Source organism: Cupriavidus sp. LA-1 (assembly GCF_055385985.1).
Genome location: NZ_AP031387.1, coordinates 1384582 through 1396494, shown reverse-complemented (window position 1 = coordinate 1396494; position 11913 = coordinate 1384582). Strand labels below are relative to the sequence as shown.

Genomic DNA, 11913 nt, shown 5'->3' with positions numbered 1-11913 from the left:
GTCAGAACTCCTTGCCCGTGGCGGGCGCTTCAGGTGCCAGCGCAGCGCGCGCACCGGATTGATGGCGGCGCGTCCAGGCCTGCAGCAGGTTGATCAGCAGCAGCAGCCCGAAGGAGATCACCAGCATCACCACCGCGACCGCGGTGGCGCCGGCGTAGTCGTATTGCTCCAGCTTGGAATAGATCATCAGCGGGGCGATCTCCGACACCATCGGCATATTGCCGGAGATAAAGACCACCGAGCCGTACTCGCCGGTGGCGCGCGCGAACGACAGCGCAAACCCGGTCAGCAGCGCCGGCAGGATGGCGGGCAGGATCACGCGCCGGAAGGTCTGCAAGCGGTTGGCGCCGAGGCTGGCCGCGGCCTCCTCCAGTTCCTGCTCCACGTCTTCCAGCACCGGCTGCACCGTGCGCACCACGAACGGCAGGCCGATAAAGGTCAGCGCCACCACCACGCCCAGCGGCGTGAACGCGACCTTGATGCCAAGCGGCTCCAGGTATCGGCCGATCCAGCCGTTGCCGGCAAACAGCGCGGTCAGCGCGATACCGGCCACCGCGGTGGGCAGGGCGAACGGCAGGTCCACCAGCGCGTCGACCAGGCGCTTGCCGGGGAAGCGGTAGCGCACCAGCACCCAGGCCACCACCAGCCCGAACACGGTGTTGACGATGGCCGCCACCAGCGACGCGCCAAAGCTCAACTGCAGCGACGCCACCACGCGCGGCGCCGTGACCGTGGTCCAGAACGCGTCCCACGTCATCGTGAACGTCTTCAGGAACGTGGCCGACAGCGGGATCAGGACGATCAGTGTCAGGTAGAACAGCGTGAAGCCCAGCGCCAGGCCGAAGCCGGGCAGCACGGTGAAGCGCTGGCTGGACGGGTTGCGCGGCGCGCGCCTGGCGGCGGAGTCAGGCGCGCGGGGAGCGGATGGCGGCGGCGTGTCCGCCAGGGAAATGGATGGAGGCATGTCGTCTCGTCTGTGAGCGGTGCGCCGCCGGGCCCTGATGGCAGGCCCCGGCGGGCCGTTCCTTATGACGCCGGCGCCTGTTGCGCCGGCCTACGAGACAGATTCTGCAGAGTCGCCCTTATAAACAGAACGAATCTTTATGAATTTTCTTAGACGATTTAGATATAAGGGACAGCGGACGTCACTTCCACACCCGCCTCCCAGGCGGCGGATGGTTCACTTATGGATCCGTCGTCGCCCACATGCGCGATGCGCTGGACCAGCGTATCGAGCAGCGCGAGGCCTTCAGGCCACTCGCCAAGCCCCGAGTCGGCATTGATATGGCCCACGTTGCCCACGTCGACCAGTTCGCTTCCCCACAGCGTGCCCCAACTGAAGGCGGTGCGCTGCGGCATCCAGGGATCGTTGCGGCTGGCCACCAGGATGGTCGGAAACGGCAAGCGGTAAGTCGGCACCAGCGCCGCCACGCCGAACTTGTCGGGATCAGCGGGTGCCACCAGCAGCGCGCCGGCAATGCCGGCCGGATCCAGCGCTGCCTGGCGCAGCGTGGCCAGGCAGCCGAAGCTGTGCGCCACCAGCACCGCGCCGCGCGCGGCCACGCGCCGGGCGCGCATCACGCCTTCGGCGACACGCTCAGCCCACAGCGGCAGGCTCGGGCGCGACCAGTCATGCTGCTCGACCCGCTGCCAGTCCGGGAACTGCTGCTCCCAGCGGCTCTGCCAGTGCCCGGGGCCGCTGCCATGCAATCCGGGCACGGTCAGCACCTGCAGGTGGCGCGGAATCTCCAGCCGCGTGGCGCGGCTGGCGGCGGTCCTGTTCGATTGCGTCATACCGGCTCCTCGCTAAGTACATTGGCGGTCGCGGCCCCGGATGCCCGTCGCGGCCGGTCCGCGCGCAGACTGGCCGCGCTCACCAGCCCGCCGGCAAAGGCGCCCTGCCCCAGGCCGATGCCCGCGGCCTGCAGGCGCTCGATGCTCTCGGCATTCTGCAGGCGCCGGCCGATCAGCGTCACGCCCGCGCTGGCAGCGCTGGCGCGCAGGCCAGACAGTTGCCGGTCGGTCCAGGTGCGGCGCATGTCGAGCTTGAGCCAGTCCGGCAGCGCATGCGCCATCAGCGCGCCAGCTTCCGCCGGGTCCGAGGCCTGCAGGCTTACCGCGAAGCCATTGCGCCGATAGTTGCCGACCACATGCAGCAGCAGCCCGAGATCGTCGTTGGCACTGGCCGGCACCTGGATCACAAAGCGCTCCAGCGGCAGCCCCAGCGACTGCAGCGCGCGCCGGAAGGCCGCGCCGTGATCGTCCGCCACCGCGGCCAGCAGCCGGTTGTGCACGTTCAGCACCAGCTTGTGTTCGCCATCGGCGGCAAAGTAGTTGATGGCATGCAGCAGGCGCGAGAGCCGGTCCAGCGAGATCAGCGTGTGATCGTCGGCTGCCATCGCAAACAGCTTCCAGGCCGCCAGGCCGACGCCGTCGTCCGCGTAGGTGTGGATCGCGCCTTCGTGAGCCACCACCTGGCGGTCGGCCAGTGTCACCAGCGGCTCGAACGCGCTGGTCAGCGAGCAGTTGAAGAACTGCCCCTGCACCTGCCCGCGCGTATCGCGCCACAGCTGCCGGTCAGCCAGCGGCTGGCGCGGCAGCGATTCCAGATAGCGTTGGAGCGCGGACGCCGCGCCCGTGGGTTCATGCACGCCTGGCATGGCAATCCTTGGGTTGACCGGGCCGCTCGGCCTCAAGGTCTGATTGGTATGGATGATGGCGGACGCAGTGCGCACCGTTGCAGCGCGTCCGCCTGCCTGCTCATGATAGGAGTTCGGCGGGCGCGAGCGTATGAAGATTACGTGCTGTCGATATGTGCCCCATCAGCGATGCGCCGCGTGCGCCGCGGCACGCATGCAATCACGTTGCCCAGTTCACATTCAGCGGCATGGGCGCGGTAGCGCGATTCGCTTGCGTACCGGCTGGCCCGGGCGCGTGCGGCGCCTGCCGCATCACCCGCTGCAGCACCCTGGCCTCCAGTTGCGCAAAGCCCGCCGCGCCGCGTTCGCGCGGACGCGCCAGCGCCACGCGTTCATCCATGGCGATGCGGCCGTCCTCGATCAGCACGATGCGGTCGGCCAGCGCCACCGCTTCGGACACATCGTGCGTGACCAGCAGCGCCGTGAAGCCAAGGCGGCGCCACAGCGATTCGATCAGCCCCTGCATCTCGATGCGTGTGAGCGCATCCAGCGCGCCCAACGGTTCATCGAGCAGCAACAGTTGCGGGTGGTGGACCAGCGCGCGCGCCAGGGCCACGCGCTGGCGCTGGCCGCCGGACAGCCGCGCGGGCCAGGCCTGGGCGCGGTCGGCCAGGCCCACCTGCGCCAGCACGTTGGCGGCCTCACCGCGGCGTGCGCGCGGCAGGCCCAGCGCTACGTTGTCCAGCACGCGCTTCCACGGCAGCAGCCGTGCGTCCTGGAACATCACGCGCACGTCGGCCTGCCGCGCGCGGCCCCTGGCAGCGGCCTCGCCATCGACGGTAATGCTGCCGCCATCGGCCGCCTCCAGCCCCGCCACCAGCCGCAGCAGCGTGCTCTTGCCGCAGCCGCTGCGCCCGACGATCGCCAGGAACTCGCCCGGCGCCACGTCCAGTGCCACGTTGTGCAGCACTTCGCGGCCGTCGTAGCGCTTGACCACCTGGCGCACGTGCAATGCGACGCCGCCTGCCTTGCGCGGCGCCTCGGCCACCGGCCGGGCAGTCTCGCGGCGCGCCAGGCCCGCTTCCAGTCCGGCCAAAGCCGCTTGTTCCACCGGATACATCTGCATCTCGATCTCCTTGCCTAGATTGGGGCGCCGCGCCGGTCAGGCCGCGGCGTAGCCCGGATGCCAGCGCAGCCAGTAGCGCTCCAGCCCGCGCGACAGCCAGTCGGCCAGCTTGCCCAGCAGCGCATAGAGCAGGATGCCCACCAGCACCACGTCGGTCTGCAGGAACTCACGCGCATTCATGGTCATGTAGCCGATGCCCGATTGCGCGGAGATGGTCTCCGCCACGATCAGCACCACCCACATCAATCCCAGCGCAAAACGCACGCCCACCAGGATGCCCGGCAGCGCGCCGGGCAGGATGACCTCGCGATACAGCTGCCAGCCGGACAAGCCGTAGCTGCGTGCCATCTCCACCAGCCCCGCATCGACCGAACGGATGCCGTGATAGGTGTTCAGGTAGACCGGGAAGAACACGCCCAGCGACACCAGGAACAGCTTGGCGGCCTCGTCGATGCCGAACCACAGGATCACCAGCGGGATCAGCGCCAGCGCCGGAATGTTGCGCACCATCTGCAGCGTGCTGTCGAGCAGCGTGGCCGCGGTGCGGAAGGTGCCGGTCAGCAGCCCCAGCAGCAGGCCCAGCCCGCCGCCGATGGCAAACCCCACCAGCGCGCGCCAGGTGCTGACCGCCACGTGCTTCCACAGCTCGCCCGAGCGCGCCAGCTCCCACGCGGCCTGCATCACGGCCAGCGGGGCCGGCAGCACGCGGCTGGAGAGCCAGCCGTTCTGCGAAGCCAGCTGCCATGCGACGATCAGCAGCACCGGCACGATCCACGGGGCCAGCGCGCGCGCCAGTGCCCGGAGTGCCTGGCGCAGCGGCGGTAACCGAGTCGTGTTCATGGTTGCCCTCCCCTTCAACTCTGCGCCGCGCGCGGTACGATCCCGGTCGCCATCACTTCACCGAACGGGCCTGACAGCACCTTGCCCGGCAACTTGTCGCGCACCGAGCGCGGCAGCAGCGGGAACACCAGTTCGGCAAAGCGGTAGGCCTCTTCCAGGTGCGGGTAGCCGGACAGCACGAAGGTGTCGATGCCCAGTTCCGCGTATTCGCGCATGCGCTCGGCCACGGTGTGCGGGCCGCCCACCAGCGCGGTGCCGGCACCGCCGCGCACCAGGCCAACGCCGGCCCACAGGTTGGGGCTGATCTCCAGCGCCTCGCGCGTGCGGCGCGTGCCGCCGGCGTGCAGCGCGGCCATGCGGCGCTGCCCTTCGGAATCCATCTTCGCAAACACGCTTTGCGCACGCGCCACGGTCTCGTCATCGAGCCGGCTGATCAGGTCGTCCGCCGCGGCCCAGGCAGCGGCATCGGTCTCGCGCACGATCACATGCAGGCGGATGCCGAACTTCACCGTGCGGCCATGGCGCGCGGCGTGGCGGCGCACGTCGTCAAGCTTCTGCGCCACGTCAGCGGGCGGCTCGCCCCAGGTCAGGTAGGTATCGACTTGTTCGCCAGCCAGCGCGTGCGCCGGCGCCGACGAACCGCCGAAATACACGGGCGGATGCGGCTGCTGCAGCGGTGGATAGAGGACGGTGGCGCCCTTCACGCTCAAATGCCTGCCTTCGTAGTCCACCTTGTCGCCGTCATGGCTGGCGGCCAGCACCTGGCGCCAGATGCGCAGGAACTCGGCCGAGGCCTCGTAGCGCGCGGCGTGGTCCAGGAACAGGCCGTCGCCTTCCAGCTCGGCGGTATCGCCGCCGGTGACCAGGTTGATCAGCAGCCGGCCGTTGGAGATGCGGTCGAAGGTTGCCGCCATGCGCGCGGCCAGCGTCGGCGCCATCAGGCCGGGGCGCACCGCGACCAGGAACTTGAGGCGCCGCGTCACCGCTGCCAGCGCCGATGCGGCCACCCACGGGTCTTCGCACGAGCGACCGGTCGGGATCAGCACCCCTTCATAGCCCAGCGTATCGGCGGCCACGGCGACCTGCTTCAGGTACTCGAAGTTGACCTCGCGCGCGCCTTCGGAAGTGCCGAGGTAGCGGCTGTCGCCGTGGGTCGGAATAAACCAGAAAACTTGCATGTCGTTGTCCTTTCTTCTTGGCGATGGCTGGCTATCGCTTTGCCTGCTGCTGCGGCGCGTCCCAGCGCGCATCGGCCACCTTGACCGGTTTGGGGATCAGCTTGAGCGCGTGGAAGGTGTCGGCGATGCGTTGCTGCTCGGCCAGCACCGCGGCGCTGACCGGCCGTGCGCCATACGAGAAGCGCGAGATCGCAAGCTCAAGCACGTCGGCCGGCAGCCCGGTTTCGCCGGTCAGCACCGTGGTGGCTTCCTTCGGGTTCTTTTCCGCCCACGTGCCCAGCGTGGCCAGTTCGTCCAGGATCAGGCTGACGATTTCCGGCCGGGCCTGTGCATAGGGGCGCGAGGCCAGATAGAACTGGTGGTTGCTGACCACGTTCTTGCCGTCCGCGCCGCGGCCATCGGCCAGCACGCGCGCGCCCAGCTGCTTCTCGGCCGCCGCCAGGAACGGGTCCCAGATCACCCAGGCATCGACCGCGCCGCGCTCGAACGCGGCGCGCGCGTCCGCCGGCGGCAGGTAGACCGGCTGGATCTCGCTGTAGGGGATGCCGGCCTTCTCCAGCTGGCGCACCAGCAGGTAATGCACGTTCGAACCCTTGTTCAGCGCGACGCGCTTGCCGCGCAGCTCCGCCACCGAACGGATCGCCGAGCCCTTGGGCACGACGATGGCCTCGGCCACCGGTGCCGGCGGCTCGTTGCCGACATAGACCAGCTGCGCGCCCGCGGCCTGCGCAAAGATCGGCGGCGCCTCGCCGACGGTGCCGAAGTCGATTGCGCCGACGTTCAGCCCTTCGAGCAGTTGCGGCCCGGCGGGGAACTCGGTCCATTTGACGGAGATGCCTTGCGGCGCCAGGCGCTTTTCCAGCGTGCCGCGCGCCTTCAGCAGCGTCAGCGTGCCGTACTTCTGGTAGCCGATGCGCAGCACCTTGGGGTCGACGTCCTTCGACTGCGCCTCGGCGCGCCCGGGCAGGAGTCCGTAGGCCAGGCCGGTGGCAAGCACCAGCGCGGCGGTAATCAGGCGGCGGCGTTGGCTGGCCGTGCGCAGCGGGTTGATCAGTGTCATGCGATGTCCTCCATGGCCCGGGGCAATGCCCTGCGGGCCGGATTGATGTCCAGGTCGGTTGCGGCGGCAAGCGTCCCTGCCGACCCCGCGTGGCGGGTGGCATGGCGTCGCTGCGGTTGCGCCGGGCTGGCCGGCGCCACTTCAGTCAGTCAGTTCAGGCGGAACATCGCTCGGCCATCGCGAGCGCGGCGGCGCGCTGGACAAGGGCGCCGGGCGCTACGTCGAGCGGCACCTCGATGCGGGAATGCGCCAGCGCATCGCGCACGCGCAGCACGCCTTCATCCAGGCGGGCCGACAGCGCGGCATCGAAGCGCGCCTGGCGTACGCCGGCGGCATCAACGTATTCAATCTGCTGGTCCACGGCAAAGATGCCGGGCAGGACCTGGCGCGAGCCCAGCGCCGACAGCACCGGGCGCAGCGCATAGTCGATCGCCAGCGCATGGGCCAGGCTGCCGCCGGTGGCGATCGGCAGCACGATCTTGTCGCGCAGGCCAGCCTGCGGCAGCAGGTCCAGGAAGGCCTTGAGCAGGCCGCTGTAGGCGGCCTTGTAGACCGGCGTGGCCAGCGCCACCACCTGCGCCTCGGACACGGCATGCGTGGCGGCGGCGATGACGGGGTCGTCCACGCGTGCCGCCAGCAGCGGACCCGCCGGCAGGTTGCGCAGGTCGAGGTGGCGGGTGCGCTCGCCGGCAGCCTCGAGCGTGGCACGCAGGTGCGCCAGCACCAGGCCGGAGCGGGACTGGACCGACGGGCTGCCGGAGAGCGTCAGGATGGACATCGGGCTTCCTTCTTCTGATGGGACCAGTCGGCGCCGCGGCCGCCCCACGCGGCCCGGCGCGCCGGTCTCGTGGTTTATTTCTTGCCGGGCTGGTAGATCTGGTCGAACGAGCCGCCATCGGCAAAGTGGGTCTTCTGGGCCTTCTGCCAGCCGCCGAAGACTTCATCGATGGTGAACAGCTTTACCTTCGGGAAGTTGGCCGCGTACCTGGCCGCCACCTTCTCCGAGATCGGGCGGTAGTAGTTCTTCGCCGCGATTTCCTGGCCCTCTTCGGTGTACAGGAACTGCAGGTAGGCCTCGGCCGCCTTGCGTGTGCCCTTCTTGTCGACCACCTTGTCGACCACGGCCACCGGCGGTTCGGCCAGGATCGACACCGACGGCGCGACGATATCGAACTTGTCCGGACCCAGCTCCTTGACGGCCAGGATGGCTTCGTTCTCCCACGCGATCAGCACATCGCCCAGGCCGCGCTCGACAAAGGTCGTGGTGGCGCCGCGCGCGCCCGAATCCAGCACCGGCACGTGCTTGAGCAGCTCGCCCACGAACTCGCGCGCCTTGGCGTCATTGCCGCCCGGCTGGCGCAGCGCATAGCCCCACGCCGCCAGGTAGTTCCAGCGCGCACCGCCCGAGGTCTTGGGATTGGGGGTGATCACCTGCACGCCCGGCTTGACCAGGTCGCCCCAGTCCTTGATGCCCTTGGGGTTGCCCTTGCGCACCAGGAACACGATGGTCGAGGTGTACGGCGAGGCGTTGTGCGGCAGGCGCTTCTGCCAGTCCGGCTTGATCAGACCCTTCTCCGCAATGGCGTCGATGTCATAGCCCAGCGCCAGCGTGACCACGTCGGCGTCAAGCCCGTCGATCACCGAGCGCGCCTGCTTGCCCGAGCCGCCGTGCGACTGGCGCACGTTCAGGGTGTCGCCGCCCTGGGCCTTCCAGGCCTTGGCAAAGGCCGCGTTGACATCGACATACAGTTCGCGCGTCGGGTCGTAGGAAACATTGAGCAGGTTGGCAGCCGCCGCGGTCTGCGCCGCGGTCAGGGCGCCAAGTACGGCCAGGCTGATAGCCAGTTTGCGGATCATCTTGTGTTGCTCCCGTCAGTGTCGTGAATCGGCGCCAGGCGCCTGTTTGCTTGTGTCCGCCTGGGTTGGCGGACTTGTGTCAGGAGCTAGACTACCGAGGGGCCTATCTGAACGGAACGAATGGTTTCGCCGATCCTTCGCCGGTTTTTGCATAAGATCGGACAGAAATATGGGCATGCCCGCGAGCGCAGGCGCGGCGCGCCAGGATGGCGCAAGCAGGTGGTGCAATCGGCACGTACAAAAGAAAACGCCCGCACCGGCAAGCCGGTGCGGGCCAAGTTTCCATTCAGGAAACGGGTAGACAAGTCATGAAGAGCGCCCCCGCATCTCCATGACAGGACGAATCTTATCGGGCAGGCCGCTGGCGCGGCTTGACCAATATCAAGTGCCCAGCGATCCGGTCAGCCGCCGGGCCTTCGCTCAATGCAGCATCCGCCCAAACGTGAACTCGCCATCGACATAGTCCACCGGCACCACATCCTTGGCGGCGAACTTGCCTTCCAGGATGGCGCGCGCCACCGGGTTCTCGATCTGCTGCTGGATCGCGCGCTTGAGCGGGCGCGCGCCAAACACCGGGTCGTAGCCTGCGCTGGCGATCTTCTCCAGCGCCGTCTCGCTCACCTTCAGCGTCATGTCCATGCGGGCCAGGCGGCTCTGCAGGCGTTGCAGCTGGATGCGCGCGATCGACTCGATATGCTTCTGGTCCAGCGCGTGGAACACCACCACTTCATCGATCCGGTTCAGGAACTCGGGCCGGAAATGCGTGCGCACCTCCTGCCAGACCGCGCCCTTCACCGCTTCCTGCGGCTCGCCGGCCATCGACTGGATGATCTGCGAACCCAGGTTGGACGTCATCACGATCACCGTGTTCTTGAAGTCCACCGTGCGGCCCTGGCCATCGGTCAGGCGGCCGTCGTCCAGCACCTGCAGCAGCACGTTGAAGACGTCCGGGTGGGCCTTCTCGACTTCATCGAGCAGCACCACGCTGTACGGCTTGCGGCGCACGGCTTCGGTCAGGTAGCCGCCCTCCTCGTAGCCCACATATCCCGGCGGCGCGCCGATCAGGCGGCTGACGCTGTGCTTCTCCATGAATTCGCTCATGTCGATGCGGATCAGGTGCTCTTCCGAATCGAACATGAACTCGGCCAGGGCCTTGCACAGCTCGGTCTTGCCGACGCCGGTCGGGCCCAGGAACAGGAACGAGCCGTAAGGCCTGTTCTCGTCGGCCAGGCCGGCACGCGAACGGCGGATGGCATCGGACACCAGCCGCACGGCTTCGTCCTGGCCCACCACGCGCGCATGCAGGCGGTCTTCCATCTTCAGCAGCTTCTCGCGCTCGCCCTGCATCATCTTCGATACCGGGATACCGGTGGCGCGGCTCACCACTTCGGCGATTTCCTCGGCGCCCACCTGCGTGCGCAGCAGCTTGTTGGGCTGCTTCTGCTCGCTGGCTTCCGCAACGGTTGCGGCCTTGAGCTTGCCTTCCAGGCCCGGCAGCTTGCCGTATTGCAGCTCGGCCACCTTGTCGAGCTTGCCTTCGCGCTGCAGCTTGGCGATTTCCAGCTTGACCTTCTCGATCTCTTCCTTGAGCGCGGCCGTGCCTTGCGCGGCACCCTTCTCGGCCTTCCAGATCTCGTCGAGGTCGGCGTACTCCTTCTCCAGGCGCGTGATTTCCTGCTCGATCAGCTCCAGGCGCTTCATCGAGGCCTCGTCGGTCTCTTTCTTGACCGCCTCGCGCTCGATCTTGAGCTGGATGGTGCGGCGCTCGAGCTTGTCCATCGACTCCGGCTTGGAATCGATTTCCATCTTGATGCGCGCGGCCGCCTCGTCGATCAGGTCAATCGCCTTGTCGGGCAGGAAGCGGTCGGTGATATAGCGGTGCGACAGCTCCGCCGCGGCGACGATGGCCGGGTCGGTGATCTCCACGCCGTGGTGCAGCTCATACTTTTCCTGCAGCCCGCGCAGGATGGCAATGGTGGCCTCCACGCTGGGCTCGTCCACCAGCACCTTCTGGAAGCGGCGCTCCAGCGCGGCGTCCTTTTCGATGTACTTGCGGTATTCGTCCAGCGTGGTCGCGCCGATGCAGTGCAGCTCGCCGCGCGCGAGCGCCGGCTTGAGCATGTTGCCCGCGTCGATCGCGCCCTCGGCCTTGCCGGCGCCGACCATGGTGTGGATCTCGTCGATGAAGACGATGGTCTGGCCTTCGTCCTTGGCGACGTCGTTGAGCACCGCCTTGAGGCGTTCCTCGAACTCGCCGCGGTACTTGGCGCCGGCCAGCAGGCCGGCCATGTCCAGCACCAGCACGCGCTTGTTCTTCAGGCTCTCGGGCACCTCGCCGTTGACGATGCGCTGCGCCAGGCCTTCGACAATGGCGGTCTTGCCCACGCCCGGCTCGCCGATCAGCACCGGGTTGTTCTTGGTGCGGCGCTGCAGGATCTGGATAGCGCGGCGGATTTCGTCATCGCGGCCGATCACGGGATCGAGCTTGCCGATGCGGGCGCGCTCGGTCAGGTCGATGGTGTACTTCTTCAGTGCCTCGCGCTGGCCCTCGGCCTCGGCGCTGTTGACCGAATCGCCGCCGCGCACGGCCTGGATGGCCGATTCCAGCGACCTGCGGTTGAGGCCGTTCTCACGCGCGATGCGGGCGGCCTCGCCCTTGTCGTCGGCGACGGCCAGCAGGAACAGTTCGCTGGCGATGAACTGGTCGCCGCGCTTGATGGCTTCTTTCTCGGTCGCATTGAGCAGGTTCACCAGGTCGCGGCCGATCTGGACCTCGCTGGTGCCCTGCACTTGCGGCAGGCGCTTGATGGCGGCGTCCAGCGCCGTCTGCAGGCCCTGCACGTTGACGCCGGAGCGCGCCAGCAATGCCTTGGCGGCGCCGTCGTCCTGCGACAGCAGCGCGCGCAGCACGTGCTGCGGTTCGATGTATTGGTTATCGTTGCCCAGCGCCAGGCTTTGCGCATCAGCCAGCGCTTCCTGGAACCGGGTGGTCAGTTTGTCTAGACGCATAAGGAATCCCTCTCTCGGATAGGTCGTGTCCTGATGCGGGGGCGTCGGCTCCGGTCGTGGTTGCCGGAGCGCCCGTATGCCCTGCCGGACACTGGATGTCTTTCCGAAAGATAAGGCTTTGTCGCGACATTTCAAGGCCACGCCGGAACGCAATGATCCTGGTCGGGCTCAGTGTCGGCAGCCCCGGCCCCTATGCTCGCAAGT

General features: G+C 68.0%; 11 protein-coding genes. 1 reads left to right on the top strand and 10 read right to left on the bottom strand.

The genetic code is table 11. The features are described 5' to 3' along the window. Position 1 precedes the first annotated feature (1 nt). From cysT to ACZ5MJ_RS06635, 9 genes are all read right to left on the bottom strand, one after another. Positions 2 to 964, bottom strand: a complete 963-nt coding sequence (cysT, locus tag ACZ5MJ_RS06675; RefSeq protein ID WP_464223045.1) for a sulfate ABC transporter permease subunit CysT — start codon at positions 962 to 964, stop codon at positions 2 to 4. 158 nt (positions 965 to 1122) lie between these two features. Next, positions 1123 to 1794 (bottom strand): RBBP9/YdeN family alpha/beta hydrolase, encoded by a 672-nt coding sequence (locus ACZ5MJ_RS06670; RefSeq protein ID WP_464223044.1) that lies wholly within the window; start codon positions 1792 to 1794, stop codon positions 1123 to 1125. Beyond that, positions 1791 to 2660 (bottom strand): EAL domain-containing protein, encoded by an 870-nt coding sequence (locus ACZ5MJ_RS06665; RefSeq protein ID WP_464223043.1) that lies wholly within the window; start codon positions 2658 to 2660, stop codon positions 1791 to 1793. Before ACZ5MJ_RS06665 ends, ACZ5MJ_RS06670 begins: the two co-directional genes overlap by 4 nt. A gap of 199 nt (positions 2661 to 2859) precedes the next feature. Next, positions 2860 to 3765, bottom strand: coding sequence for an ATP-binding cassette domain-containing protein (locus ACZ5MJ_RS06660; protein WP_464223042.1), 906 nt, complete (start codon positions 3763 to 3765; stop codon positions 2860 to 2862). A gap of 36 nt (positions 3766 to 3801) precedes the next feature. Continuing rightward, the gene (ssuC, locus tag ACZ5MJ_RS06655; protein ID WP_464223041.1) at positions 3802 to 4605 is read right to left on the bottom strand and encodes an aliphatic sulfonate ABC transporter permease SsuC; all 804 of its coding nucleotides are present in this window, start codon (positions 4603 to 4605) and stop codon (positions 3802 to 3804) included. A 14-nt stretch (positions 4606 to 4619) separates the two neighbouring features. Beyond that, positions 4620 to 5783, bottom strand: coding sequence for an FMNH2-dependent alkanesulfonate monooxygenase (gene ssuD / locus ACZ5MJ_RS06650; protein ID WP_464223040.1), 1164 nt, complete (start codon positions 5781 to 5783; stop codon positions 4620 to 4622). 31 nt (positions 5784 to 5814) lie between these two features. Beyond that, the gene (locus tag ACZ5MJ_RS06645) at positions 5815 to 6843 is read right to left on the bottom strand and encodes a sulfonate ABC transporter substrate-binding protein (protein WP_464223039.1); all 1029 of its coding nucleotides are present in this window, start codon (positions 6841 to 6843) and stop codon (positions 5815 to 5817) included. 154 nt (positions 6844 to 6997) lie between these two features. Further along, complete coding sequence (gene ssuE, locus ACZ5MJ_RS06640) at positions 6998 to 7621, bottom strand: NADPH-dependent FMN reductase (protein ID WP_464223038.1); 624 nt, start codon at positions 7619 to 7621, stop codon at positions 6998 to 7000. 74 nt (positions 7622 to 7695) lie between these two features. Next, positions 7696 to 8700, bottom strand: a complete 1005-nt coding sequence (locus ACZ5MJ_RS06635; RefSeq protein ID WP_464223037.1) for a sulfate ABC transporter substrate-binding protein — start codon at positions 8698 to 8700, stop codon at positions 7696 to 7698. 120 nt (positions 8701 to 8820) lie between these two features. Between ACZ5MJ_RS06635 and ACZ5MJ_RS06630 the strand changes: the two genes are divergently transcribed. Beyond that, complete coding sequence (locus ACZ5MJ_RS06630) at positions 8821 to 9012, top strand: hypothetical protein (protein ID WP_464223036.1); 192 nt, start codon at positions 8821 to 8823, stop codon at positions 9010 to 9012. Positions 9013 to 9120: 108 nt separating this feature from the next. Here the strand turns inward: ACZ5MJ_RS06630 and clpB are convergent, their stop codons facing one another. Next, positions 9121 to 11709, bottom strand: coding sequence for an ATP-dependent chaperone ClpB (clpB, locus tag ACZ5MJ_RS06625; protein ID WP_464223035.1), 2589 nt, complete (start codon positions 11707 to 11709; stop codon positions 9121 to 9123). Between the last annotated feature and the right edge of the window lie 204 nt (positions 11710 to 11913).